General features: G+C 62.1%; 22 protein-coding genes. 12 read left to right on the forward strand and 10 right to left on the reverse strand.

Features of this window, described 5'->3' with window-relative positions; genetic code table 11:
- Positions 1 to 24: 24 nt before the first annotated feature.
- The 6 genes from prmA to gcbA all read right to left on the reverse strand — a co-directional run bounded on the left by prmA (position 25) and on the right by gcbA (position 7418).
- Positions 25 to 903, reverse strand: a complete 879-nt coding sequence (gene prmA, locus ACS4NR_RS25030) for a 50S ribosomal protein L11 methyltransferase (RefSeq protein ID WP_456018594.1) — start codon at positions 901 to 903, stop codon at positions 25 to 27.
- A 266-nt stretch (positions 904 to 1169) separates the two neighbouring features.
- On the reverse strand, positions 1170 to 2528 hold the full coding sequence (gene accC / locus ACS4NR_RS25035) for an acetyl-CoA carboxylase biotin carboxylase subunit (protein WP_095138185.1): 1359 nt from the start codon (positions 2526 to 2528) through the stop codon (positions 1170 to 1172).
- 17 nt (positions 2529 to 2545) lie between these two features.
- On the reverse strand, positions 2546 to 3007 hold the full coding sequence (gene accB / locus ACS4NR_RS25040) for an acetyl-CoA carboxylase biotin carboxyl carrier protein (protein ID WP_027613594.1): 462 nt from the start codon (positions 3005 to 3007) through the stop codon (positions 2546 to 2548).
- A gap of 48 nt (positions 3008 to 3055) precedes the next feature.
- A complete protein-coding gene (gene aroQ, locus ACS4NR_RS25045) occupies positions 3056 to 3508 on the reverse strand; it encodes a type II 3-dehydroquinate dehydratase (protein ID WP_003221283.1) in 453 nt (150 codons plus the stop codon).
- Positions 3509 to 3749: 241 nt separating this feature from the next.
- Entirely contained in the window at positions 3750 to 5696 is a 1947-nt protein-coding gene (locus ACS4NR_RS25050; protein ID WP_456018595.1) for a methyl-accepting chemotaxis protein, read from the reverse strand.
- 51 nt (positions 5697 to 5747) lie between these two features.
- Positions 5748 to 7418: a diguanylate cyclase GcbA gene (gcbA, locus tag ACS4NR_RS25055; RefSeq protein ID WP_095138187.1), complete on the reverse strand. Its 1671-nt coding sequence runs from the start codon at positions 7416 to 7418 to the stop codon at positions 5748 to 5750.
- A gap of 426 nt (positions 7419 to 7844) precedes the next feature.
- On the opposite strand from gcbA, the gene ACS4NR_RS25060 reads away from it, so the two are divergent.
- The 7 genes from ACS4NR_RS25060 to ACS4NR_RS25090 all read left to right on the forward strand — a co-directional run bounded on the left by ACS4NR_RS25060 (position 7845) and on the right by ACS4NR_RS25090 (position 15410).
- Positions 7845 to 8912, forward strand: coding sequence for a DUF2333 family protein (locus tag ACS4NR_RS25060; RefSeq protein WP_007963034.1), 1068 nt, complete (start codon positions 7845 to 7847; stop codon positions 8910 to 8912).
- Between the two features lie 3 nt (positions 8913 to 8915).
- Entirely contained in the window at positions 8916 to 9473 is a 558-nt protein-coding gene (locus tag ACS4NR_RS25065) for an NUDIX hydrolase (protein ID WP_456018596.1), read from the forward strand.
- 188 nt (positions 9474 to 9661) lie between these two features.
- Complete coding sequence (locus tag ACS4NR_RS25070) at positions 9662 to 10033, forward strand: translation initiation factor Sui1 (protein WP_007914613.1); 372 nt, start codon at positions 9662 to 9664, stop codon at positions 10031 to 10033.
- A gap of 216 nt (positions 10034 to 10249) precedes the next feature.
- Complete coding sequence (gene speA / locus ACS4NR_RS25075) at positions 10250 to 12163, forward strand: arginine decarboxylase (protein ID WP_095138189.1); 1914 nt, start codon at positions 10250 to 10252, stop codon at positions 12161 to 12163.
- Positions 12164 to 12393: 230 nt separating this feature from the next.
- A complete protein-coding gene (locus ACS4NR_RS25080; RefSeq protein ID WP_456018597.1) occupies positions 12394 to 13731 on the forward strand; it encodes a contractile injection system protein, VgrG/Pvc8 family in 1338 nt (445 codons plus the stop codon).
- Complete coding sequence (locus tag ACS4NR_RS25085) at positions 13728 to 14522, forward strand: DUF4123 domain-containing protein (RefSeq protein ID WP_204894439.1); 795 nt, start codon at positions 13728 to 13730, stop codon at positions 14520 to 14522. The genes ACS4NR_RS25080 and ACS4NR_RS25085 overlap by 4 nt, the downstream gene beginning before the upstream one ends.
- Before the next feature lie 12 nt (positions 14523 to 14534).
- Positions 14535 to 15410, forward strand: a complete 876-nt coding sequence (locus tag ACS4NR_RS25090; protein ID WP_456018598.1) for an alpha/beta hydrolase — start codon at positions 14535 to 14537, stop codon at positions 15408 to 15410.
- Here the strand turns inward: ACS4NR_RS25090 and ACS4NR_RS25095 are convergent.
- Together ACS4NR_RS25095 and ACS4NR_RS25100 are read right to left on the reverse strand one after the other, a co-directional pair.
- The gene (locus ACS4NR_RS25095) at positions 15404 to 16753 is read right to left on the reverse strand and encodes an MATE family efflux transporter (protein ID WP_456018599.1); all 1350 of its coding nucleotides are present in this window, start codon (positions 16751 to 16753) and stop codon (positions 15404 to 15406) included. The genes ACS4NR_RS25090 and ACS4NR_RS25095 overlap by 7 nt on opposite strands.
- Positions 16754 to 16904: 151 nt before the next feature.
- Positions 16905 to 17198 (reverse strand): hypothetical protein, encoded by a 294-nt coding sequence (locus tag ACS4NR_RS25100; protein WP_007963021.1) that lies wholly within the window; start codon positions 17196 to 17198, stop codon positions 16905 to 16907.
- 239 nt (positions 17199 to 17437) lie between these two features.
- Between ACS4NR_RS25100 and ACS4NR_RS25105 the strand changes: the two genes are divergently transcribed.
- From ACS4NR_RS25105 to ACS4NR_RS25125, 5 genes are all read left to right on the forward strand, one after another.
- Positions 17438 to 17740, forward strand: a complete 303-nt coding sequence (locus ACS4NR_RS25105; protein ID WP_007951009.1) for a MazG-like family protein — start codon at positions 17438 to 17440, stop codon at positions 17738 to 17740.
- Positions 17740 to 18489 carry a methyltransferase gene (locus ACS4NR_RS25110; protein ID WP_456018600.1) on the forward strand — a complete coding sequence of 250 codons (750 nt, stop codon included), beginning with the start codon at positions 17740 to 17742 and terminating at the stop codon, positions 18487 to 18489. Before ACS4NR_RS25105 ends, ACS4NR_RS25110 begins: the two co-directional genes overlap by 1 nt.
- Before the next feature lie 12 nt (positions 18490 to 18501).
- Positions 18502 to 19116: a DUF4136 domain-containing protein gene (locus tag ACS4NR_RS25115; protein ID WP_456018601.1), complete on the forward strand. Its 615-nt coding sequence runs from the start codon at positions 18502 to 18504 to the stop codon at positions 19114 to 19116.
- Between the two features lie 51 nt (positions 19117 to 19167).
- Positions 19168 to 19725: a DUF4136 domain-containing protein gene (locus ACS4NR_RS25120; protein WP_456018602.1), complete on the forward strand. Its 558-nt coding sequence runs from the start codon at positions 19168 to 19170 to the stop codon at positions 19723 to 19725.
- Positions 19726 to 19979: 254 nt separating this feature from the next.
- Positions 19980 to 21977, forward strand: a complete 1998-nt coding sequence (locus ACS4NR_RS25125; RefSeq protein ID WP_456018603.1) for a pilus assembly protein TadG-related protein — start codon at positions 19980 to 19982, stop codon at positions 21975 to 21977.
- Here ACS4NR_RS25125 and ACS4NR_RS25130 read toward each other — a convergent pair.
- Entirely contained in the window at positions 21974 to 24721 is a 2748-nt protein-coding gene (locus ACS4NR_RS25130; protein ID WP_456018604.1) for a PAS domain-containing protein, read from the reverse strand. The genes ACS4NR_RS25125 and ACS4NR_RS25130 overlap by 4 nt on opposite strands.
- Positions 24718 to 25161: a TadE/TadG family type IV pilus assembly protein gene (locus ACS4NR_RS25135; RefSeq protein ID WP_047600510.1), complete on the reverse strand. Its 444-nt coding sequence runs from the start codon at positions 25159 to 25161 to the stop codon at positions 24718 to 24720. The genes ACS4NR_RS25130 and ACS4NR_RS25135 overlap by 4 nt, the downstream gene beginning before the upstream one ends.
- Positions 25162 to 25215 lie beyond the last annotated feature (54 nt).

Raw genomic sequence — 25215 nt, forward strand, 5'->3', positions numbered from 1 at the left:
ATCCGGTTTATGCAGGCGGTCATTCTAGCGCCGACGGCCGGTGATACGCACCCAGCCGTCGCGATTGGCGATCGGGTCCAGATCGAAGTCCTGCGCATAGGCGGCAGCGACTTCTTCACCTTGTTCGGCGAGGATGCCCGACAGCGCCAGACGACCGCCGGTTTTCACCAGGCCGGACAGTTGCGGCGCCAGGGAAACCAGCGGGCCGGCCAGAATGTTGGCGACCAGCACGTCGGCTTTGACCTGCGGCAAATCTTCCGGCAGGTACAGCGGGAACAGCTCATCGGCGATGTTGTTGCGCCCGGCGTTATCGCGGGAGGCTTCCAGCGCCTGCACGTCGATGTCGGTACCGACGGCTTCTTTCGCACCGAGCAGCAGCGCGGCGATCGCCAGAATCCCCGAGCCGCAGCCGAAGTCCAGGACGTTGCAGTCTTTCAGATCCTGACCGTCGAGCCATTCCAGGCACAGGGCGGTGGTCGGGTGGGTGCCGGTGCCGAACGCCAGGCCCGGATCCAGCAGCAAATTGACTGCATCGGGCTCGGGGGCGGCGTGCCAGCTCGGCACGATCCACAGGCGCTGGCCGAAACGCATTGGCTGGAAACCGTCCATCCAGCTGCGCTCCCAGTCCTGGTCTTCGATGACTTCACTGTGATGCTCGGGCAGCGGGCTGCCGGTCAGCAGTTCCAGATGGGCCAGCACCGGCGCAGGCTCGGTGCCGCCCTCGAACAGGGCCAGCAGGTGCGTGTGCGCCCACAGTGGGGTGGTGTTGAGTTCCGGCTCGAAGATCGGCTGATCTTCGGCGTCCATGAAGGTCACCGAAACGGCGCCGACTTTAAGGAAAGCGTCTTCGTAGGTTTCGGCTTGTTCCGGGCTGATGGCGAGACGTACTTGCAGCCAAGGCATGGCGGGCACCTTTGAAAAAAATATGATTGCAGCCTAGCGGCCAGCGAGAAGCGCGCAAGTTTACGCGAGCGCAGGCGGTTTGTGGGAGAGACTTGAAACGCCATCCCTTGTAGGAGTGAGCCTGCTCGCGATGGCGATGGTGCTGTCGACACATATGCTGGATGTGCCGGCCTCATCGCGAGCAGGCTCACTCCTACAGGGTTTTATGAAACCTGTAGAAACAACAAAGCCGCCCGAAGGCGGCCTTGTCAGGTGCGGGCTGAAGCTTAGTGCTTGTCGCCAGCCAGCTTGTGCTCTAGGTAGTGAATGTTCACGCCCCCTTTGCAGAAGCCTTCGTCACGAACCAGATCACGGTGCAGCGGGATGTTGGTCTTGATCCCGTCAACCACGATTTCGTCCAGGGCATTGCGCATGCGCGCCATGGCTTCGTCGCGGGTGGCGCCGTAAGTGATCAGCTTGCCGATCAGTGAGTCGTAGTTCGGCGGAACCGCATAACCGCTGTACAGGTGCGAATCGACGCGAACGCCGTTGCCGCCTGGGGCGTGGAAATGCTTGACCGTGCCCGGGCTCGGCATGAAGGTTTTCGGATCTTCAGCGTTGATCCGGCACTCCAGCGAGTGACCGCGGATCACCACGTCATCCTGCGTGAACGACAGCTTGTTGCCAGCGGCGATGCTGAGCATCTCCTTGACGATGTCGATACCGGTGACCATTTCCGAAACCGGGTGCTCCACCTGAACACGGGTGTTCATTTCGATGAAGTAGAAACGACCGTTCTCGTACAGGAACTCGAACGTGCCGGCGCCACGGTAGCCGATGTCGATGCACGCCTTGACGCAGCGAGCCAGAACTTCCTGGCGGGCCTGCTCGTCGATGCCCGGTGCCGGCGCTTCTTCGAGAACCTTCTGGTGACGACGTTGCAGCGAGCAGTCGCGGTCACCCAGATGGATCGCGTGGCCCTGGCCGTCGGACAGTACCTGAACTTCGACGTGACGCGGGTTGGTCAGGAATTTTTCCAGATAGACCATCGGGTTGCCGAACGCCGCGCCAGCTTCGGAGCGGGTCAGTTTCGCCGAGGCGATCAGGTCTTCTTCCTTGTGCACCACGCGCATGCCGCGACCACCACCGCCGCCGGCGGCCTTGATGATCACCGGGTAGCCGACTTCACGACCGATGCGCAGCGCCGTTTCCTCGTCTTCCGGCAGTGGGCCGTCGGAACCTGGAACGGTTGGCACACCCGCTTCGATCATCGCGTGCTTGGCCGATACCTTGTCGCCCATCAGGCGAATGGTTTCGGCTTTCGGGCCGATGAAGGCGAAGCCGGAATTCTCGACCTGCTCGGCAAAATCGGCGTTTTCCGCGAGGAAACCGTAGCCTGGGTGAATGGCGGTAGCGCCAGTCACTTCAGCGGCAGCGATGATGGCCGGGATGTGCAGGTAGGACTGAGCGGCAGAAGCCGGGCCGATGCAGACGGATTCGTCTGCCAGACCCAGGTGCATCAGCTCTTTGTCGGCCTTGGAGTAAACGGCGACGGTCTTGATGCCCATCTCTTTGCAGGCACGCAGAATCCGCAGGGCGATCTCACCGCGGTTAGCGATCAGAACTTTTTCCAACTTCGCAGTCATCAAAGGCTCTCCGCAGTTCAAACGATGGTGAACAGCGGTTGGTCGTACTCAACCGGCTGGCCGTCTTCGACGAGGATGGATTCGATCACACCGCTGGTTTCAGCTTCGATGTGGTTCATCATCTTCATGGCTTCGACGATGCACAGGGTGTCGCCTTTCTTCACGGTCTGGCCGACTTCAACGAAGGCTGGCGAGGTTGGCGAAGATTTACGGTAGAAGGTGCCTACCATTGGCGAGCGGGCCACGGTGCCGTTCAGTGCAGGAGCAGCAGCGGCAGCCGGAGCGGCAGCAGCCACTGGAGCAGCGGCGGCAGGTGCGGCGGCCGGAGCCTGCATCGGCGCCGGAGCGTAGTACTGCTGAGCCGGGGTCTTGCTGTGACGGCTGATACGTACGGACTCTTCGCCTTCCTTGATCTCGAGCTCGTCGATGCCGGACTCTTCCAGCAATTCGATCAGTTTCTTAACTTTACGGATATCCATGAATCATCAACTCCCAAGGGTCGGTCAGGGGCGTTTAACGCTTGTGGTTCAAGCTGTTGCCTGTGTTTCAAGCTGCTCTAGTGCGGCCTCCAGGGCCAGTCGGTAACCGCTGGCGCCAAGGCCGCAGATCACTCCCACCGCTACATCGGAGAAGTAAGAGTGATGGCGGAAAGGTTCGCGCTTGTGCACGTTGGACAAATGCACTTCGATGAATGGGATGCTCACTCCCAGCAGCGCGTCACGTAATGCGACGCTTGTGTGCGTAAAAGCTGCTGGATTGATCAGAATGAAATCGACACCTTCACCGCGAGCGGCGTGGATGCGGTCGATCAATTCGTACTCGGCATTGCTTTGCAGGTGCAGCAGATGATGGCCGGCTTCACGGGCGCGGCGCTCCAGATCCTGATTGATCTGCGCCAGGGTCGTTGAACCGTAAGTGCCGGGTTCACGGGTGCCGAGCAGGTTCAGGTTGGGGCCGTGCAGCACTAGTAGCGTCGCCATCTGCGTGTTCCTTGTTATGAATGAGCAGTCGTCAGAACCCGGCGACTATGCCGCAAAGGCTTTGTGACTGTCCAGTTCTCTGCAATAGCCAGCACGATGACCGATGTTTGCGCGAAATTTATGACTGAGTGATTTGATCCGGTCATTTGTGGGGACAGGAATACCGCCTTCGCGAGCAAGCCCGCTCCCACAGGGGTACGCATTCCAATGTGGGAGCGGGCTTGCTCGCGAAGGCGATTTTTCAGACGCGGAAGGCTTGCACGGCGGTATGCAGTTGCCCACCCAATACCAGCAGGTTCTCGCCCTGTTCGCGACCTTCGCCAATGCGCAGCAGGTTATCCCCGCCCAATTGATGGATCCGCTCGCTGTGATCACGGATCTCGCTGACCGCGCCGCTTTGCTGGGCGGTGATGTCGGCGATGCGGATCGCCGTGTCGGAAATGGTCTGGATCGCGCCAACGATCTTGTCCAGCGCGCCGTCCGCCGCTTGTGCCTGACTGGCCGTGGCTTCGGCGTGTTCGACTTGCGCACGCATGCCTTCAACCGATTGTCGGGCAGCAGTTTGCAGGCCGGCGATCAACGTCTGGATCTCCGCCGTGGCACCCGCCGTGCGTTGTGCCAGTGAGCGCACTTCCTCGGCCACCACCGCAAAACCACGGCCCATTTCCCCGGCCCGCGCCGCTTCGATCGCCGCATTCAGCGCCAGCAGGTTGGTCTGGTCGGCGATTGAGCGGATCACCGTCAGCACGCCGCCGATGGTCGCCGACTCTTCGGCCAGATGCTCGATCATCTGCGCGTTGCCTTGCACCTCGCCGACCAGCGCATGCAGGCCGGTGAGGCTCTGGCCGATCACGGCTTGTCCGTGCTCGACGGCAAGACCCGCATGGCGACTGGCATCGGCTGCCTGTCGCGCATCGCCAGCGACCTGCTGAATCGTCGCTTCAAGCTCACCCAGCGAATCGCGGATCAGCGCGGTGTCGCCGGCCTGATGCTCGGCGCCGGTGTGCAGGTCATTGCTCAGCTCGGCCAGGGTGCGGCTGCTGCCCGCGACCTGTTCGGCGTTGCCGCGAATCGTTCCGACCAGATCCACCAGATACGCGCGCAAGCGGTTGAGCGAAGCCTCGATGTCATGCAGTTCGCGGTTGGTCTCGCCCAACTGAATGTCGCGACTGAAATCGCCTTCAGCCCAGGTCGATAGCGCTGGAGCAAGGTTGGTCAGGGTGTGCGACAGGCGCCGTTGCAGGGTGTCGATCAACAGCGCGATCAGCAGAATCAGGCCGATCATCACGCCTTGCATCAGGCGCACTTCGCCCTGGATCTGCCCGTGCTGGGCACGTACCACCGGCTCGAGTCCGGCGATGGCATGTTGCACGGCTGCGATTTTCAGGTGGGTCGCGGTGCTCAGGTCGGTGCGTTTCTGGATCTGCTCGCGGGTGCGTGCCAGCTCCGCCGGGTAACGACCGAGCAGGCTGTTGAGTTCGCGCTTGAGGCCGACCCCGGCGTCTTCGGCGGCGGCTTTTTCGGTGCTTTCGATGCCCATCATTGCGGCGAAATCATCACTGCCGGATTCGTTCCTGGCGACCACGCCGAGCAGGGGCAGGGCGTCGATGGCCTGAGCCTGGATGCGGATATTGTCGACTTCGCGCTCGACGTCGGCGGCCAATTCACTGCGGCCGCTGCTGACCAGTTTGTCGCGGGCCAGCGACAGCTTGCCCAAGTGTTGCGAAGCGACGAGCAGCGGCGTCAGGTAAGACGCGTTGCCATTGGCGTAGGTGCTGAGTTGGTCGAGGCTGGCGCTCAGTTCGCGTTCGGCCTGCAACAGCAACGCCTGCGGATCACCGGCCAGTTTGCCGGCCGCGAGCAGGTCGGTTTTGCTGAATTCTTCGAGGCTCGACAGACTTGGTCGCAGGGTGTCGGCCAGTGCCGGCGGCAGTTCGCCGAGTTCCTTCTGCAAGCCGTCGATGGCCTGGCTGGCACTGCTCAGGCGCAGGGCGTCGCCGCTGGCGAGGTAGTCCTCGACATTGCGCGCCACGTCATTCTGAAATTGCTGCGACAGACCGAGGTAGCGCTCCATCAACAGATACGGACGCTCCAGGGCTTTTTGCGACCACCACAGCGTCGCGCCGAGGGCCACGCAGACGGCGACCAGCAGCAGAGTGTTGAGATTGGTGAGCAACTTCAGGCGCATGACGGCTACCAACGGCAGAAATGGTAAGCGCCTGAATTTATTGCGGTTCTGTTACAGGGTTATGACCGAATCGGTGGATTCCGATGAAAAAGTGGCACTTTGCTTTGAGTCGCGCGCGGTCTGCACCCGATTGCGTCCGGCGCCTTTGGCGCGGTACAGCGCTTCGTCGGCCTGACTGGCCATCATCAGGCTGTCGGAGTCTTCGTGCATTTCCACTACGCCGGCGCTGAAGGTGCACCACAAATCGTGCGGCTGCGCCGGGTAGTGGATTTCGGCGAAGCGCTGGCGGATCTCGTCGAGCACTTTGTGCGCCGCTTCTATATCGGTGTCGGGCATGACGATGGCGAATTCTTCGCCGCCGTAACGGCCGATGAAATCGGTCTTGCGCAGGCGTTGCTTGAGGAACAGCGCCAGGCTCTTGATCACTCGGTCGCCCATCGGGTGGCCGTGGCTGTCGTTGACTCGTTTGAAGTGGTCGATGTCGAGCATGGCAAAGCTCAGTGGCTTGTTCTCGCGACGGGCGCGGAACGAGCAGTCTTCGAGCAATTGCAGGATGTGCGTGTGGTTGTACAGGCCGGTGAGACTGTCGCGGACCATCCGCGCCTTGAGGTTGCGCGCACGGGCGGCGCGGTTGCGCACGGTGGTGATCAGATGTCGCGGCTTGATCGGTTTGGTCAGGAAGTCGTCGCCGCCCTCGCTCATGGCGTCGAGCTGTTTATCCAGATCGTCCTCGGCCGAAAGATAAATGATCGGCACACTGACGTAGCGGTCGTTGTGGCGGATGACCTTGGCCAGTTCGGTGCCGGTGCAGGCCGGCATGTACATGTCGAGGATGATCAGATCCGGCTGGAAATCCGCCAGTTCGGCCATCGCCTGGATCGGTTCGATCAAGGTGCGGGTGACGATCCCGGCGCTGTTGAGCAGGCGCTCGGTGTGCAAGGCCTGGGCGCGAGAGTCGTCAATGATCAGCACTTTATAAGGTTCGTACTGGGCGACGCAGGTCAGGACTTCGATCTTCTCCAGCAGGCTCGACGCTTCGAGGGTGCCGGTGAGAAATTCCTGGCCGCCGGCGCGCACGGCGGCGAGGCGGGTCGGGGTGTCGGTTTCGTGCAGGCTGAAAAACAGCAGCGGCAGCGGTTCTTCCAGGCCGACCTGGGCTTCGGCAGCCAGTTGCAGGCCGACGCCGGGCCCGCTGAAGTCCACGTCCATGACGATCGCGGCGGGCAAGCGCTCAACCATCGAGGAACGAAACGCCGAGACACTGTCCAGCGCCTGCGCGGTCAGGCCGAAAAATTCCAGCTGCTTGGCCAGCCGCTCGGCGCGGTCGTGATCCTGCAACATGACGTAGATCGGTTTGCGCAGCGGCGGCAGGAAGGTCTGGTCGAGTTGATCGCCATGGCGCAGACCGGTGCGCGACAGGCGCTGCATCAAGCGATTGAGATCGGTGATAAGGCCGCTGCTCAGGCGCCCACGATTGGCGTCCACCGCTTCCAGTGATTGGCCGATATGACGCGCGAGTTGCGTGTGTTCGGGCTGTTCGAAGCGCTCGGCAAAACGCAGCAGACGCAAATTGGCCTCGCTCAGTTCGGCGAGGTCGGCGGTGGACCACTCACTGCGTTGCAGGCGCTGCCATATCTCAAGAATCTGACGTGCCTGATGAATTACCCGCTGGGCAAAGTGGTGCTTGAGGCGCTCACGGCTGGGGTCTTCTGGCTCGGTCATATCCTGACTACTAGTTAGGGCGCATGCTGAGATCGACTGGTGGCTCTATGCTAGCACCTCTTTTCCCTTATATGAGTGTCGTGCGTCAATAATCTGCGGTGCTGCACAATTCAGTTTCTGACCGGGTGGTATCGGATTGGACCTGTTCGTCGGTGAGCCTCCCGTAAACCGGGCGTATGGCGCTGATCGACGGGTCAAAACGCCTGTGTGTGCAACGCTGCGCTGCAGACAGGCGCCGATCTGCAATTGCCTGTTCCGGGGCGTCTTTGGTGATAGTTCATCAGGGAAACCCCTAGAGAGTTCGCGGGGCAATGCCGCGCGTTCCGTGGATTTTCTGCTTCTCTTCAATGGCGGGTGCCGGCCTTGGCACGTTGTTGTATGGTTGTGGTCGAACCGTTGAACCCAAGTGATTGAAAGGATATCGCCATGCTGGACTGGAAGAACCGCGCGGGCAGCGCGCCTGAACGTGCCGCTGAGCCGAAGTCGGCCACCCGCAGCTATGTGGGCGGGCTGTTGTTCAGCCGCGCGCTGGCCACGCTGATCGGCATTTATCTGCTGGTGACCATCGGCCTGGGCTGGTACTGGAGCCAGGAGCCGGCGCTGTTTCCGGTGGCGCAAAATGCCCAGGCGGCTGCCGAGAAAGAAGGCAAGCAAATGGTCGTCGGCTACACCACGGTCGAAACCCTCAAGACCGTTGCCGGTACGTTGCTGAACAAACCGGGCGGCTACATTTCCAACGACCGTTTCCCGCCTGGCCTGTGGATGGACAACACGCCAAGCTGGGAATACGGCGTGCTGGTGCAGGTACGTGACCTGACCCGTGCCCTGCGTAAAGACTTCGCCCGTTCGCAGTCGCAGTCGGCCGAAGATGCCGATCTGGCCAAGGCCGAACCGCGTTTCAACTTCGACAACAAGAGCTGGATTCTGCCGTCGAGCGAATCGGAGTATCAGGAAGGCATCAACTCCCTGAGCCGTTATCAGGCGCGTTTGTCTGATCCGACGCAGAAAAACGCCTTGTTCTACGCCCGCGCCGACAACCTCAACAATTGGCTGGGCGATGTCGGCACCCGTCTGGGTTCGCTGTCGCAACGCCTTTCGGCCAGTGTCGGCCGGGTCAAGCTCAACACCGCGCTGAAAACCGAAGTGCCGGCGGTTGGCGAAGTACCGCAGGTTGACGAGGAAGTCGTCGAAACCCCGTGGATGCAGATCGACAACGTGTTCTACGAAGCGCGCGGCCAGGCCTGGGCGTTGTCGCACCTGTTGCGCGCCATCGAAGTGGACTTCGCCGATGTGCTGGCGAAAAAGAACGCTACGGTCAGCGTGCGCCAGATCATCCGTGAGCTGGAAGCGTCGCAGGAGCCGGTCTGGAGCCCGATGATTCTCAATGGCAGCGGCTTCGGCGTGCTGGCCAACCACTCGCTGGTCATGGCCAACTACATTTCCCGGGCCAACGCCGCGGTGATCGATCTGCGCCAACTGCTCAATCAGGGCTGAGTCATGGTCGATAGCGCCAAAGAGGCGGCGCACCGGGCCGCCTCCGATGCCGAACAGATCGCCTGGGTCGATGAGCAGGACAACCTGCTGGGCGCCCTGGTGCGGGCAGAATTGCGTGAGCGTGGCCTGATCGGTCGCGGTACCTACATCATGCTGTTCAACTCTGCCGGCGAACTCTGCGTACATCGGCGCACCTTGAGCAAGGCCATTTACCCCGGTTACTGGGACGTGGCTGCCGGCGGCATGGTGCAGGCCGATGAGACCTACGCCGAATCGGCCGCCCGCGAGCTGGAAGAGGAGTTGGGCGTGAGCGGGGTGGAACTGACCGCCCACGATCATTTCTTCTTCGAGGACACCGGCAATCGCCTCTGGTGCTCGGCGTTTTCCGCGGTGTGGGACGGTCCGTTGAAACTGCAGCCGGAAGAAGTGCTGGAAGCACGCTTTATTCCGGTCGATCAGGTAATGCTGGAAATCCAGCAAAAGCCTTACTGCCCGGACTCTCTGGCCGCGTTGATGCGCTATCTGAAGGCCCAGCAGAGCGGCGTCGCAAAGAACACATAAATTGGCGCCGATTGGCTCTTAGCAATTGCGCTTTTTGCCGTTACACTGCGCGACCTTTTCAAGCTGCACCGACCTGCTTTTGTTCAAGTCCACGGTGCAGTAGCGCTGCCCCTGCCTGAGTGGGGCTTCGCGGTCGATGACCTTGCCCAAGGTCGCGATCAGTCTTTGTCCTCCCAAGAGGATTGCCGGTGGCCAAAAAAGCCGCATCCTTCGCCGCCCTTGGTGGCCTGGTATTTTCCACCGACGCAGGTCGTCATTGCCCGGAATGCAGTAAACCGGTGGACGCTTGTATCTGCAAACAAACCGTGATCCCGGCCGGAGACGGCATTGCCCGCGTGCGTCGCGAGAGCAAGGGCCGTGGCGGCAAGACGGTGACCACCATCACCGGCGTGCCACTGGCCGAAGACGCCCTCAAAGAGTTGGCGACAACGTTGAAGAAACGTTGCGGCACCGGCGGGGCGTTGAAGGACGGGATCATCGAAATCCAGGGCGATCATGTCGAGCTACTCTTGGCAGAGCTGATCAAACACGGTTTCAAAGCGAAGAAGTCCGGCGGCTAGCAGCCTCTGTGAAAACCACCCGCGGCTTGATCCGGTTCTGCATGTTCAGCGCCGGCGTCGTCTCCATGGTTTTCACAGAGCCTGTTCATACCGGTTTCTAAACTCCACGCAGTCAGTGCGGTCTACCGCCGCACTGACGAACCGTCATTTTCATTCTTTAGACTGCGCCGGCCTGCGATCAGGCGACGCACTATGACTTCTTTATAGGGGACTTCGATGTCCGTACGACGCACACGTAAAGACGATGGCAGCCAATGGACAGTTGCGGACAGCCGCAGTGTTTACGGGATTCGCCATTGGGGGGCCGGGTATTTCGCGATCAATGACGCCGGTCGCGTCGAAGTTCGTCCGAACGGCCCGAGCAGCTCGCCCATCGACCTGTTCGAACAAGTCGACCAACTGCGCAAGAGCGGCTTGTCCCTGCCGTTGCTGGTACGTTTCCCCGACATCCTGCAAGACCGTGTCCGTCAGCTGACCGGTGCTTTCGACTCGAACATCGAGCGCCTGGAATACCAGAGCAAGTACACCGCGCTGTACCCGATCAAGGTCAACCAGCAAGAAGCGGTGATCGAGAACATCATCGCCACCCAGAACGTTTCCATCGGTCTGGAAGCCGGCTCCAAGCCTGAGCTGCTGGCGGTGCTGGCACTGGCGCCGAAGGGCGGCACCATCGTCTGCAACGGTTACAAGGACCGCGAGTTCATCCGTCTGGCGCTGATGGGCCAGAAGCTCGGCCACAACGTGTTCATCGTGATCGAGAAAGAATCCGAAGTCGGCCTGGTGATCGAAGAAGCTGCCTCGCTGAAGGTCAAGCCACAGGTCGGCCTGCGCGTGCGTCTGTCGTCGCTGGCGTCGTCGAAGTGGGCGGACACCGGTGGCGAGAAATCCAAGTTCGGTCTGTCGGCGGCGCAACTGCTGTCGGTGGTCGAGCGCTTCCGCGCCGCCGGCCTCGATCAGGGCATTCGTCTGCTGCACTTCCACATGGGTTCGCAGATCGCCAACCTGGCTGACTACCAGCACGGCTTCAAGGAAGCGATCCGTTACTACGGCGAGCTGCGCAACCTCGGTCTGCCGGTCGATCACATCGACGTCGGCGGCGGTCTGGGTGTCGACTACGACGGTACCCACTCGCGCAATGCCAGTTCGATCAACTACGACATGGACGATTACGCTGGTGTCGTGGTCGGCATGCTCAAGGAATTCTGCGACGCGCAGAGCCTGCCGCATCCGCACATCTTCTCCGAAAGCGGCCGCTCGCTGACCGCGCACCACGCGATGCTGGTGGTGCAGGTGACCGACGTCGAGAAACACAACGACGAAATCCCGCTGATCGAAAACAAGGAAAACCTGCCGGAAACCGTGCAGTGGCTGGTGGATCTGCTTGGCCCGACCGATATCGAAATGGTCACCGAGACCTACTGGCGCGCTACCCACTACATGAGCGACGTGGCCGCCCAGTATGCCGACGGCAAACTGACCCTGGCGGAAAAAGCCCTGGCCGAGCAGTGCTACTTTGCCGTGTGCCGTCGCCTGCACAACTCGTTGAAGGCACGTCAGCGTTCGCACCGCCAGGTGCTCGACGAACTGAACGACAAGCTGGCCGACAAGTACATCTGCAACTTCTCGGTTTTCCAGAGCCTGCCGGACACCTGGGCGATCGATCAGGTACTGCCGATCATCCCGCTGCATCGTCTGGATGAAGAGCCGCTGCGTCGCGCCGTGCTGCAAGACCTGACCTGCGACTCCGACGGCAAGATCAACCAATACGTCGACGAGCAGAGCATCGAGACCAGCCTGCCGGTGCACGGTCTGAACGAAGGTGAAGACTATCTGCTGGGCGTGTTCCTGGTCGGCGCCTATCAGGAAATCCTCGGCGACATGCACAACTTGTTCGGTGACACCGACTCGGTGAATATCTACCAGAACGCCGATGGCAGCGTGTACCACGCCGGTATCGAGACCCACGACACCATCGAAGACATGCTGCGTTACGTGCACTTGTCGCCGGAAGAACTGATGACCCACTACCGCGACAAGTGCGCCAGTGCCCGCATCAGTGCCAGCGAACGCACGCAGTTCCTCGATGCGTTGCGTCTGGGTCTGACCCGTTCCTCTTACCTGTCTTCCTGAGTCAGGTCTGTTGCACCGGGTTGTCTGAAATTTTCCCTCAAGCTGTGGAAAATTCGGATGACCCGGTGGGACATTTCCCAAATCCCCTGCGAAATAATTGCCTGCCGCAGCCGGAGAAGTGATCCGGTCTGCTTTTCGCGTAGGTCATTTCCTAAGTTGTACTTCAGCTCTCTACTCGGCCATGGCTCTCGGCGAGAATCCCCGGCCGCCCCTCCTGTAGAGATCCGCCCATGTTCGAATCAGTCAACGAGCCGTCGTTTCGTCTCGATGTAACGGGGCTGCCCGAGCCCTTCGAGGTGCTGGCCTTTACCGGAAGTGAGGGCATCAGCGAACCCTTCGCCTTTGATATCGATCTGTTGATCGATGACCCGCAACTGGACCTTGCCGGTCTGCTTTACCGCTCGGCGTTCTTGCAGTTCGGTCCCGGGCACAATGGCCTGAGCGGGCAATTGCAGAGTGTCGTCCAGCATGAGCACGATCAGGACACCCGCTTGTGTCGAGTGACACTGGGACCGAAGCTGAGTTATCTGGCGCTGCGTTTCAGTCAGCGGATTTTCAGCAGCCATTGCGTACCGAAGATTCTCGCGCAGGTGCTCAAGGAGCACGGCATCGTGGGCGCGCAACGGCGTTTTGATTTGCAATGCGAATACCCGGTGCACACTTTTTGCACCCAGTACCGTGAGTCGGACCTGCAGTTCGTGCAGCGGCTGTGTGCGCAGGCCCGAATACACTATTACTTCGAGCACCGGCCGGACGGACATTGTCTGGTCTTTGTCGATGATCCTGCGCGGTTTCCCGTGGCCGGCGCGGCATCTGTGGACGATGGCGCGAGCACCCCGGCGGTAAGACGCTGGCAGATGCAGGTGGACGCCAGCGACGTGGACGCGTGTTCGGCGCAGCCCGGCAAAGCTTATGGCCACAGCGATCTGCCGACCTTGCGCGCCGCACAGTGGTTGGCGTTGACTGCGCATCCGTTTGCCGAATGCGACCGCCGCTGGTTGCTGAGCCGGATCGAGCATCGTGCTGATCCCGCCAGCGAGCCGTCTTACAGCAACCGGATCGTCGCCGCCGCTCAGGCGCCACTGCCCGCACTGACGAGCACGTGTGCCAGGCCGCGCATGCACAGTCTGCAACGTGCGTGGGTGGTGACGGTCGATGAACCGCAGCCCGACGATCGGCGGCCGGTGGCGGTGCAGTTCGACTGGCTTTATCAGGGTGAAGGCGCTGCCGCCAGCCATTGTTGGCTGCCGCTCGCAGCAGCGTTGAGCGACGCCTCACTGACATCGTTGCGCGAAGGTGTTGAGGTGGTGGTGAGTTTTCATGAAGGCGATCCGGATCAGCCGGTGATCAGTGGCGTGCTGCAGGAACCGGCGGTGATCGAAGACTGCGAAGCGCCATTGGCGCTGCCGGACGTGCTGGCAAGTGCGGGTCTGGCGCAATGGCTCAAGTCCGCCGAACCGCTGTTGCTGTTGTGCCTGATGCCCGGCGGCGGCAGTTACAACCACTGCACGGCGTCGATCTGCAGTTGCCGACTGCTCGCGTCTCTGGATCAGGGCGGCGCCGCTTGAGCGGCGTGGGGTTTGCCCCGCAGGCACAGTGGCTGTTGCTCGATGGCGCCGATGCGCAGCAGGCGCTGGCGACTCTGCGTCAGGGGTTCGCCAGCGTACGTTGCACGCGGCTGTTCGAGGGCACCGAGTTTCAGGCGGTAAGCGAGCACGGGCCGCTCTTGGTCGACCTGCATGAGAGCCCGGCACTGGCTGCGCTGTGCCACCGCGATCCGCAGACCTGGCGGGGGCTGTTGCTCGCCAGCGATGCCTCGTCGCCGATACTTCTGCGTCACTTGCGGCGGATGCTCAGCGTCTCGTTCGACCTCAACCACCGTGCCTTGCTGGGTTACTACAATCGGCAGACAGCGAGTTATTTCTTCGACGCCTGTGACGCCGCCGACTTGAGCCGCTGGCTCGGGCCGATTCGTCTGCTGCGCTGGTTCGGCGGCACCTGGGCCGACCTCGCCATCGGCAGTCAGGGTTGGCAGCAACTGCGCAACCCGCAGTGGGCGGTCGAGCCGCTGGGGATTGACGAAAGCCTCACCCATCGTCAGCGCGAACGTTTGCAAAGCTGCCTGCTGGAGCAACACATCTGGCGCTGGTGCCAATCAATGGGAACCGACTACGCACGCATGGCCTCCCATGTGCAGGAGGGGCTGAACCTGGGTTTCAGCGACCGCAGGGTGCTGGATGACTGGTTGTGGCTACGCTTGCAGCATCCGCGGGCGCAACTGCCCGGCGTGCCGGACGGACTGAGCCAGCAGGAACGCCTCGATCATGTGCGACAGCACTGGCAGACAGATCAACCCTGAGGTGCGGCATCCATGGCAAACCCTCTGTGGCAACGATTCGGCGCAATGCTCGGCGGGTTCCTGCTGCTGGTGCTGACCGGGTGCTCTCCAGTCAAGGTGCTGAATGCGCTGACCCCCGATGACACGTTTCACAGCACCACCGGCATCGCCTACGGCGATGATCCGCGACAGAAGCTCGACGTCTACGTGCCTCGCCAGCCGCTGAAGGATGCGCCGGTGGTGGTGTTCTTCTACGGCGGCAGCTGGAACAGCGGCGCTCGCGGCGATTACGCGTTTGTCGGCGAGGCGCTGGCGTCGCGGGGGATTGTCGCGGTGCTGGCGGATTATCGGCTGTACCCGCAAGTGCGCTATCCGCTGTTTCTTGAAGACTCGGCGCGGGCGGTGGCCTGGACCCGGGCGCATATCCGCGAGTTCTCCGGCAATCCGCAACGCTTGTACCTGATGGGCCACAGTTCCGGCGCTTACAACGCGGCGATGCTGGCGCTGGATCCGGGTCTGCTCGGTGCGGTGGGCATGTCGCCCGAAGACCTCAGCGGCTGGATCGGTTTGGCCGGGCCGTATGATTTTCTGCCGATCGAGAATCCGCAGGTGCGTCCGGTGTTCTTCTGGCCCGACTCACCGCCGCAATCGCAGCCGATCAACCATGTCCGTAGCGGTGAACCCCCGGCGCTGCTGATTGCCGCGACCAAGGACAATTTGGTCAACCCGGCACGCAACACCGCAGGCCTGGCGCGCAAACTGCGCGAGGCAGGCGTCCCGGTGCAGGATCTGTACTACTCGCGCCCCAATCATGTGACGCTGGTGGCGAGCCTGTCGCGGCCGCTTCGACGGCTGGCGCCGGTGCTCGATCAGGTCGTCGCGTTCGTCAAACACACGCCGGCTCAGTGAACGGTACCGCTGAACCAGCCGTTGTTACGCCGCAGCCACAGGGCCAGTGCGCCGAGGGTCAGGCTGCGCAACACCATGAATAGCAGGAACGTTATCCACAGCCCATGATTGCCCAGCCCTTGCAGCGCCCAGGCGAACGGCAGCAGCAGGGCGACGGTCAGCAGCATGCCGTTGCGCATTTCCCGGGCGCGGGTGGCGCCGATGAACAGACCGTCGAGCAAGTAGCTCCAGACCGCAATCAGCGGCAATACCGCCAGATAGGGCAGGTAGATGAACGCGGTGTCGCGCACGCTCTGGATGTCGGTTTGCATCTCGACGAACAGGTGTCCGCCCAACAGAAACAGTGCGGCAAAACCGAGGCTGGCCAGCAACGACCAGCCGCCGGCCACCACCAGCGAGCGACGCAGGGCGAGCCGGTCACGGGCACCGATGGCATGGCCGCACAAGGCTTCGACCGCATGTGCCAGACCGTCCAGCGCATGCGCGGTCAACAGCAAACCGTTGAGCAGCAGGGCGTTGGCTGCCACCGTGGCATCGCCGAGTCGCGCGCCTTGCACGGTGATCAGGAAAAACACCGATTGCAGCGCCAGGCTGCGGATGAAAATGTCGCGGTTGACCGCCAGCAACGGGCGCCAGCTCTGCCACACCTTCAAGGCCGCCCAGGCGATGTGCCCGGGATAGGCGCGCAAAGCGCCACGGGTCAGCCACAGGCCGAGCAGGGCGCCGCTCCACTCGGCAATCACCGAGGCCCGGGCCGAGCCGACCACACCCCATTCCAGACCAATCACGAACCACAGGTTGAGAGCGATGTTGATCAGGTTGGTGCTCAGCAGAATCGCCAGCGGCGCCCGGGCGTTCTGGGTACCGAGGAACCAGCCGACCAGGGCGTAACTGGCCAGCGCTGCCGGCAACCCGAATAACCGGGTGTGGAAGAACTCGCGGGTCAGTTGATCGAGTTCGGCCGACGGCTGCATGAAGTGCAGGGCCACGCCGCTCAACGGTACGCCGAGAGTGCCGAGCACGATTGCCAGTCCCAGTGCCAGCAGCAAACCCTGCAGCAGGATCTGCCGCAACGCCGCGCCATCGCTGCGCCCGGCGGCCTGCGCGGCAAACCCGGTGGTGCCCATGCGCAGAAAACCCATGGCCCAGGCGAGAAATGTGTAAAGGCTGGCGCCGACCGCCACCGCGCCCAACTGATGGGCATGGGGCAGGTGGCCGATGACGGTGCTGTCGACCAGCGCCACCAGCGGCACGGAAATATTGGAAAGAATCATCGGCGCGGCGAGCGCCCAGACCTTGCGGTGAGTCGGGCGGTCGCGCCAGTCGGCAATCAGGTTGGACATGCGGGCTCCTTGGGGGAGCGGGGATTGTAGCGATTCGTGCGATCTATTGTGGGAGCGGGCTTGCTCGCGAAGGCAGTGTGTCAGTCAAAACAGCTTTTACTGATCTGACGCTTTCGCGAGTAAGCCCGCTCCCACAGGGGAAGAGGGGGTGTCAGTGAATAATCCAGCTTAACAACCACAACCCCAACAGCAGCCAGATGATCCCGGCAATGATCGACGCATTCATGAACGCGCGAATTGCCGACCACAGCAGCATCAGGCCGACGATCAGCGCGAGGATGCTGATGATCGAAGTGTCCATGCCCAGCGTCTTGGCCAGGCCATCGACAAAGTTGCCGCCGGCGTTGCTCAGAATGTTGAACAGGCCGCTGAGCCCATCGACGATGAAACGGATGATCGAACCGAGTGCCTGGCCGAGCCATTCGAAAAAGCTTTCTACCTGCATGAGTGCATCCTGATGAAAGAGCTGAGCCTTGGGCCACAAAGCGGGTGGCCGAGTTCCCTGTCAGGAGTATGGCCCATTGCTGCGCCGAACGGAAAATCTGTAGGAGCTGCCGCAGGCTGCGATCTTTTGCCGTTGATTTTCAAGGGCAAGATCAAAAGATCGCAGCCTGCGGCAGCTCCAACATGGGCCTTGCCTTCAACGCGTATCCCCCCGAAGCTATACGCCTTCAGGAGAGCCCGATGAACCTTGTTGAACTGACCGAACGCCTGCACGCCATTCGCGACCGCAATGACTGGCGGCAATTTCACAGCCCGAAAAACCTCGCCATGGCCGCCAGCGTCGAGATGTCCGAGTTGGTGGAGATTTTCCAGTGGCTGACGGAAGACCAGTCGCGCCAGTTGCCGGCGGACAAACTGGCGCATGCCGGGCAGGAAGTCGGCGACATCGTTCTGTATCTGTTGCTGCTGTGCAGCGAGTTGGGGCTGGACATGAATGAAGTGGTGCGCAGCAAGCTCGCCGACAGCGAACGGCGGTTCAGCTGATGAGCGACCGGCATTTCGATCAGTTGGCGACCCGTTTCGCCGAAAAAATCTACGGCGGCGCCAAAGGCGCGATTCGCCTCGCGGTGTTGCAGGCCGATCTTACCGAAGCGTTGCCGGATCGACCATTGCGCGTGCTGGACATCGGTGGCGGTCTGGGCCACATGTCGCTGTGGCTGGCCGAGCGTGGCCATGACGTGACCTTCACCGAGCCGGCCGAACCGATGCTCGAAGGTGCCCGCCAGCGCTTCGCCGAAGCCGGGCAGAGCGCGACGTTCATTCAGGCGCCGTGGCAGGAGCTGCTCGGTCAGCTCACCGAGCCGTACGATCTGGTGATCTGCCACGCCGTGCTCGAATGGCTGGCCGAACCCCACGCGATCCTGCCGGTGCTGCATCAATTGACCAAACCCGGTGGCTGGCTGTCGCTGGCGTTCTACAACCGTGATGCGCTGATTTATCGCAACCTGCTCAAAGGCCATTTCAAGAAAATGCGCAAAAACACCATGGCCGGTGAAAAGCAGAGCCTGACCCCGCAGCAACCGCTCGATCCGCGGGAACTGGCAACGCAACTCGCAGGCTTGTGGCAGGTCGAAAGCCAGAGCGGGATCCGGGTTTTCCACGACTACATGCCGGTGGAATTTCAGGCCCGCGCCGAACTGGTGGACTTGCTGGAGATGGAACTCGCGCACCGTCGTCACCCAAGCTTCGCCGGGCTTGGGCGTTACTTGCACTGGATCTGCCGGCCGATCTGATCGGAGCACGCTATGAAAGCTCAATCCGGATTATTGCTGATCTGTCTGGGGTTGGCCGCCTGCCAGGGCAGCAACCCCTACGTGGCGCAGTCGCGGCCTTTGCCGCCAGCGCCAGCGCAAGCCGCCAACACCTTTGATCGCAGCGCCTATCCGGCGCCACCGCGTGATTACGGGCGCTACCGCAGTTGGGCCTGGCTCGACGGGCAGTTGCCGCCGGGCACGGCGTGGGCCGATTCGGCGCAAGTGGCCGAAGCGGTGAGCAATGCGCTGGATCAGCGCGGGCTGCGCCCGTTGCACGACAATCGTCCGGCCGATCTGCTGGTCAGCGCCAACCTGCGTCTGGAAACCCGCTTGCGTCAGGTACGGGACGATTACGGTTACGGCTACGGCGGATACAGTGGCTACGATCGCTACGGGCACGGTTACGGCATGTACAACAGCGTGCCGATTGTTCGCACCTATCAGGAGCAGGTCGTGGTGGTGCAGGTCAATCTGTTCGACGCCGGCACCGGTCAACCGGTGTGGAGCGCCAGCGCCGAAACGGCCAATCAGGGTAGTCAGCTCGTGCGCACCGACGCCATTCGCGAGGCTCTGGAAAAAGCCCTGTCGGCCTATCCGCCGAGCTAAACTCCCTGTGACAACGCTTCGCAGGTTCAGGCCTTCAACCGGAGAACAACCATGTTCCGTCGTCTCGCTTTACTGGCCATGGCCGCGCTTCTCAGCGCTTGTGCCGCCAACCAGGTCAATCACGACTTTGACGCCAGCCGCGACTTTGCCGCGTATCGCAACTGGAGCTGGAAAGACCCCGCCCTGCAATACCGTCCCGATGATCCACGGATCAAAAGCGACCTGACCGAACAACGCATCCGCCAGGCCGTCACCGATCAACTGGACCAGCGCGGTTTGCGCCCTGCCGCTGCGGGCGCCAAGGGTGATTTGAGCGTGCAGACCTACCTGATCGTCGAGGATCGTCAGCAGCAAGTGACCACCAACTACGGCGGCGGTTGGGGCGGCCCGTGGAACGGTTACTGGGGCGCGCCGATGTACAACGAAACCCGCAACATCACCTACAAGGTGGCAACGATCCAGATCGACCTGCTCGACGGCAAGGACGGCAAACTGGTGTGGCGTGGCAGCGACGAGCAAATGCTCAGCAGCACGCCCAATCCACAGGATCGCAGCAACGCGGTGCGCGAAACCGTCAGCCGGATATTGGCCAACTATCCACCGCACTAAGCCGCTTTACAAAACGGGAGCCCCAGCGGCTCCCATTTTTTTGCCCCACCACAAATCCCCATTGTGGGAGCGGGCTTGCTCGCGAAGACGGCGTGTCAGCCACATCCCTGTTGAATGACACAGCGCATTCGCGAGCAGGCGAAGACCATCAGGGTTTTGTGCAGCACCAAATGGCGCGTTGCCACTAGCGCCGTCTACACTCAAATTCACCATCGGAGGTAGCGCTCGGCAACGCGCCGGCAAAGGAGTGCGCCATGTCGCCTCGTTCGCAGTTCAACGGCCCGGCCCGGCAACGCGGGGCGATCAGCTTGATGGCGGCTGCCACCCTCAGTCTGGCGCTGGTGTTGATGCTGTTGGTGGTCGACACCGGTCGGCTGTACATGGAGCAGCGCAAGTTGCAGCGAGTGGTCGACAGTGCGGCGCTGGAGGCGGTCAGCCGTGGCGGCAATTGTCAGTCAGGCCTCAGCGCGGCCACGTATGCCGGGCAAAGCGCAGTGCGCAATGGCTACACCGTCGATACCAACAACACTCTGACGACCACCTGCGGCAGCGTGCAGACCGCGGCCAGCGGGTTGCGCGCGTTCACCGCCGATGCAACCCGGTCGAGCGCAATCAAAGTGGACGCCAGCCGCACAGTCACCACCAGTTTTGCCGGTGGCGTGCAGGCCTTGTTCAGCGGTTCGGCGGTCAGCCTGAACACCACGCTCAACGCCTCGGCCGTCGCCGCGCAACCGACGCCGACGGTTGCTCAACTGAACATCCGCAGTACGCTGGCGAGCATCAACACCGCCCAGTCAAACATTCTCAATCCGCTGTTTTCCGGGCTGCTCGGCGGCAACGTCAACCTCACGGCACTGGGTTGGGACGGTCTGCTCAATACCGACATCAACCTGCTCAGCTACCTCAATCAACTGGCAATCAACCTCAACGTCGCCGCCGGCAACTACACGCAACTGCTCAACACTCAGGCCACGGTCACCCAACTGATTCAGGCGGCCGCGACGGTGGTGCAGCTCAATGGTGCGACCGCCACGGTGATCACTGCGCTGGGGCAGTTGCAGGTCGCGGCGATCAACGCCGCACCGGTCAAACTCGGCGACATCCTGCAGTTGCAGACCGGCACCACGGCGGCCGGACTGGATGCCAACCTGCAACTGCTGCAACTGATTCAGGGCGTGGTGCAACTGGCCAACAGCAAAAGCGCGGTGGCCGCGACCTTGCCGATCAGCGTGCTGGGGCTGGCGAATGTCACGGTGCGGGTCAAGGTGATCGAGCCGCCGCAGTTCTCGGCGATTGGTGATCCGGCGCGGGCCAAGGCCAACCCATTGGGGGCGGACCGGATTTATGTGCGCACGGCGCAGATTCGCACGATGCTCTCGGTGAATCTGCCGGTGTTGTCCGGGGTGACCGGGCTGGCCAATGCGGTGCTGGGATTGGTCGGCACATTGACCCCGACCCTCAATGCGCTGCTGAGTCTGAATCTGGTCGACACGCTCAACTCCGTGCTCTGTCTGCTGGGCGCCGGTTGCGAGCAACTCGATCCGAAACTGCTGCCGAGCCCGCAAATCGATATCGCGCTGGATGCCGGCGGCGCGAAAAGTTATGTCACGGACTACAGCTGTCCGACCGGGACTACCGGCACCAAAAGCCTGACAGCCCACACCGTCACGTCGATTGCAGACCTCAAACTTGGCAAGATTGATCCGACCAACGCCTTTTCATCGGCGGCCGAGCCTGTGGTCACGCCTTTACCGCTGGTGGATCTGGGCATCGTGACCTGCCACAAGATTCTCGGCCTCGGCAGTTGCGACGCCGCAACCCGTGTTCAATACGGTGCTGGCGGCATCGCGATCAAACTCGATACCTCTGTCGCGCAAAATTCACAGGACCTGGTGTTTTCCAGTGGCACGCCGTTCGCGACTCCGCCCAACCTCAAATTGCCCTCCAGCGTGCAATCGGCGATCCCCACCAACAATATCGTCGGTAGCCTAAGCAACACCCTGGCGGGTATCAACCTGATCGTTTACCAACCGGTCGGCAGCAACCCGCTCGGCGCCATTGTCACCGGAGTGGCCTCGTTGATCAGTGATGTCAGCAGCCGTTTGTTGCCCGTGGTGACCGGCGTGCTCAGCCCCTTGCTCGACCCCTTGCTCAACAACCTGCTGAAAAGCCTGGGCATCAACCTGATGGACGTCGACGTCGGCGCCAACATGACCTGCGGCCAGACCGGCAAGGCCTATCTGGTGATCTAGGCGTCCGGGGCAATCGGCAACTCGATGCAGAAACGTGCACCCTCCAGCGAGTTGCGCACGCTCAAATGGCCACCCATGTTTTCGATGATGCCGTAGCTCACCGACAGCCCCAGCCCGGTGCCGACGCCGACCGGTTTGGTGGTGAAGAACGGTTCGAAAATCCGCTCCAGCAAGCGCGGGTCGATGCCGCCGCCGTTGTCCTCGACCCACAGCCGCACCTTATGCTCGTCGCGCTCGGCATAAATCGAGATCCATGGCTTGAACGATGAGTCTTTCTCGCGTTTGCCGAGCAGCGCATCGCGGGCGTTGACCATCAGGTTGATCAGCACCTGCTCCAGCTGATCGACGTAACCGCGCACCTGCACGCTGAAAGCGGTTTCGCTGATCCGCAGGTCGACGCCCTTGCCGCGCATGCCTTCGGCCAGCAGCGACAGCGTGCCTTCGATAGCCGATGCCGGGTTGAACAGTTGCTGCTCGATCTCCGAGCGGCGGCCGAACACGCGCATGTGATCGACCACTTTTGCCGCGCGCTGCACCTGGGCATCGATGCGGTTGAGTTTGTCGGTCAGGTAGTCGATCTGCACATCGCCGTTGCCCAGACGCTTGAGCACGTTGACGATGGCCATGCGCATCACGTTCAGCGGCTGATTGATTTCGTGGGCGAGGCCGGTAGCCATTTCGCCGAGGGTGGCCATTTTTGCGCTTTGTGTGAGTTGCTGCTGCGAGCGCCGCACCTCGGTGTTGTCGCGGCCCACGGCCTGCACCTCAAGCAGGCGCCCGTGTTCATCGAACACCCCGCGATCAGACCACACCCACCAGGCGTGCTCGCGCCCGGGTAATTGCAGGCTGATTTCGGCAGTGCTCACCGGCAGCTCCGGCGTCAGCAGTGCCAGACGCTGGACGAAGGCGGCGCGTTGTTCGTCGGACATCCAGCTGCCCAGATCGACCCCCGGCAATTGCTCCGGCGTGCATTCCAGGTAGGTCGCCAGCGGCCGGTTGCCGAAGGTCAGGATCAGGTTCGGGCGATAACGGCAGATCATCGCCGGAGAGTCTTCCACCAGAATCCGGTAACGCTCTTCGCTGTGTCTGACCTGTTCGGCGGCGAGCGTCGCTTCGGTGACGTCCAGCCACAGCCCGACAGCTTCGACCGGCAGGCCAAGATCGTTGCGCAGCAGCTTGGCTTCGTCGAGCATCCAGTGGTATTCGCCGCGTGCGTCGCGCAAGCGAAAACGTGCGCGCGCCGATCCTTCGCGCAACAGCTGTCGGGTGCGGGCGAAATACAGTTCGCGGTCTTCGGGGTGAATCAGTTGCACCCAGTCGGCGGCGCAGCCCTCGGCCGGCGTCCAGCCCAGCAGCGGCTGCAGGCTGGCGCTGAAAAAGTCCGGAAGCAACGCGCCCTCGACGTAGCGCTGCACATAAATCACCGCCGGCGAACTGGCGATCAGATTATCCAGCCGCGCATGGGCGGCTTCGGCGCGTTGCTGCTGGTTCTGGATGTCGCTGATGTCGAGCATGAATCCCACCAGTCGCCGCTGTTCACCGCTGCCGGCGACCTGGCCCTGAACGCGATACCACAGGGGCGTTTGTCCGGGGCCGCTGCGGTGCAGGCGAACGCACAGGGTCAGGGGCTCGCCGTGCAATTGCAGGGCATGCAGACGACTGCGCAGTTCTTCGCGGTCGGCCGGATGAATCAGTGCCAGCCAGTCTTGCAGCGAGATGCGAGCAGGTTCCGCCGGCAACACATCGAGCAGCGGGGGCGCCAGCAGCACGTCGTCTCCAAGCATTTCCCACCAACCGGTGCCGAGCAGGGTCTGCAGCGATTCCAGGCGTTCGGTGTAGTGATGATGTTGCTGTTCTCGCAGGCGGCTGAGCAGCGGGCCGGCGAGGGCGCTGGTCAGTGCCATCCAGTCGCGGTCGCTGAGGTGCGGCGCGGCAACGTCCACGGTATAGAAGCCGCAGAGCAGCCACGCCACCACCCCGCGATCATCGCTGTAGGGCACGGCGAACCCGTCGGCGTTGCCGAACGTGGCCTCCACCCGCGCGTGTTCGTACAAGCCGTGATGGGCGCCAAGGCGCTGCGGCGCGCTGCCGTTGAGGCTGTCGAGCGGCGTGCCCAGACGCTGGCCGTCCTGCCACAGCATGGGCGCATCGTGGGCGCGATATTGCTCGTAGATCTGCCAGCCCTGTGCCTGTTCGTCGAGCAGGGCGATGGCCAGACACGGGATATGCCAGCGCTGGGCGATGGCCTGCAATTGCTCGCTGACCACCCTTGGCAAACGCGTCAGGCTACAGACGCGCAGGTGTTCGCTGATCTGCCCGGCAAGTGCCTGGCAGGCTTCGCGGTGGCGCGCTTGCTGGCGCTCCAGCAGCAGGTCGCCGATGTCCATCAGTTGCAGCACCCAGCCCGCCGCCGAAGGCTGCACCCAACCGCGCAGGTGCAAGGTCTGATCGCTGAGGCCGGGAAAATCCAGATCGAGCATTTGCCCCTGCCAATCTTGCGGGCAGCCCTCGATGGCCAGCGTGCTGTGCGCCAGCAAATAAGTCGACAGCGGCAACGGCGAGTTGTGGGGCGGTTGTTGTGCCAGTTGGTGACGCAACGGCCCGGCGATTTGCAACACGCAGCCGTCGTGATCCAGTTGCAGGTGCAAGCCCAGCGGCGGTGCGCCGAGATGATCGGGCAGTTCGTTGGCCGGCGGTGGCGCACGCTTGAGCAGGCGTCCGAACAGATTGTCGCCGGCGGTCAAAATTTCAGGCTCGACGAGGCGGTGAGGTTGGCGGGCAGGCTGGGCACCGCGCCCACCCCCGGCAGCACCAGAAACGGCATGATCTGATTGAGCTTGCTGGTGGGGTAATTGACGCTGACCGTCAACGTGCCCTGAGCGGCGTCATAGACCGCTGAGGTGTCGACGCCGACCACCAGATTCAACGTTGATGTCCACTGCAACTGATCGGCCAATACGGCGTTGGCGGTGCTCACCACCACCGAGGCATAACCGGGGGTATTCGGATCCACCGCGACGCTGCGGCGCACCGCTTCGGACGTCGCCTCATTGAAGCTCTGCATCAATAAAAACGGCAGGCTGTAACTGACCAGCGCGTAGAACACGGCGAAAAAAATCACGAATACCAAGGCGAATTCGATCGCCACTGCGCCTGCCTGTGATTTTGCGAAGCCGGTTTTCATGAGTGCGTCTACCCTGACTTTCACTGCGTAGTATCAGCATAGAATCAATCAGCA

This window comes from Pseudomonas sp. JQ36 (genome assembly GCF_053851495.1).

What these genes read in the sequence shown, in the direction of transcription:
- prmA (WP_456018594.1), bottom strand. Translation starts at nt 903, where the DNA reads ATGCCTTGGCTGCAAGTACGTCTCGCCATCAGCCCGGAACAAGCCGAA.
- accC (WP_095138185.1), bottom strand. Translation starts at nt 2,528, where the DNA reads ATGACTGCGAAGTTGGAAAAAGTTCTGATCGCTAACCGCGGTGAGATC.
- accB (WP_027613594.1), bottom strand. Translation starts at nt 3,007, where the DNA reads ATGGATATCCGTAAAGTTAAGAAACTGATCGAATTGCTGGAAGAGTCC.
- aroQ (WP_003221283.1), bottom strand. Translation starts at nt 3,508, where the DNA reads ATGGCGACGCTACTAGTGCTGCACGGCCCCAACCTGAACCTGCTCGGC.
- ACS4NR_RS25050 (WP_456018595.1), bottom strand. Translation starts at nt 5,696, where the DNA reads ATGCGCCTGAAGTTGCTCACCAATCTCAACACTCTGCTGCTGGTCGCC.
- gcbA (WP_095138187.1), bottom strand. Translation starts at nt 7,418, where the DNA reads ATGACCGAGCCAGAAGACCCCAGCCGTGAGCGCCTCAAGCACCACTTT.
- ACS4NR_RS25060 (WP_007963034.1), top strand. Translation starts at nt 7,845, where the DNA reads ATGCTGGACTGGAAGAACCGCGCGGGCAGCGCGCCTGAACGTGCCGCT.
- ACS4NR_RS25065 (WP_456018596.1), top strand. Translation starts at nt 8,916, where the DNA reads ATGGTCGATAGCGCCAAAGAGGCGGCGCACCGGGCCGCCTCCGATGCC.
- speA (WP_095138189.1), top strand. Translation starts at nt 10,250, where the DNA reads ATGTCCGTACGACGCACACGTAAAGACGATGGCAGCCAATGGACAGTT.
- ACS4NR_RS25080 (WP_456018597.1), top strand. Translation starts at nt 12,394, where the DNA reads ATGTTCGAATCAGTCAACGAGCCGTCGTTTCGTCTCGATGTAACGGGG.
- ACS4NR_RS25090 (WP_456018598.1), top strand. Translation starts at nt 14,535, where the DNA reads ATGGCAAACCCTCTGTGGCAACGATTCGGCGCAATGCTCGGCGGGTTC.
- ACS4NR_RS25095 (WP_456018599.1), bottom strand. Translation starts at nt 16,753, where the DNA reads ATGTCCAACCTGATTGCCGACTGGCGCGACCGCCCGACTCACCGCAAG.
- ACS4NR_RS25100 (WP_007963021.1), bottom strand. Translation starts at nt 17,198, where the DNA reads ATGCAGGTAGAAAGCTTTTTCGAATGGCTCGGCCAGGCACTCGGTTCG.
- ACS4NR_RS25105 (WP_007951009.1), top strand. Translation starts at nt 17,438, where the DNA reads ATGAACCTTGTTGAACTGACCGAACGCCTGCACGCCATTCGCGACCGC.
- ACS4NR_RS25110 (WP_456018600.1), top strand. Translation starts at nt 17,740, where the DNA reads ATGAGCGACCGGCATTTCGATCAGTTGGCGACCCGTTTCGCCGAAAAA.
- ACS4NR_RS25115 (WP_456018601.1), top strand. Translation starts at nt 18,502, where the DNA reads ATGAAAGCTCAATCCGGATTATTGCTGATCTGTCTGGGGTTGGCCGCC.
- ACS4NR_RS25120 (WP_456018602.1), top strand. Translation starts at nt 19,168, where the DNA reads ATGTTCCGTCGTCTCGCTTTACTGGCCATGGCCGCGCTTCTCAGCGCT.
- ACS4NR_RS25125 (WP_456018603.1), top strand. Translation starts at nt 19,980, where the DNA reads ATGTCGCCTCGTTCGCAGTTCAACGGCCCGGCCCGGCAACGCGGGGCG.
- ACS4NR_RS25135 (WP_047600510.1), bottom strand. Translation starts at nt 25,161, where the DNA reads ATGAAAACCGGCTTCGCAAAATCACAGGCAGGCGCAGTGGCGATCGAA.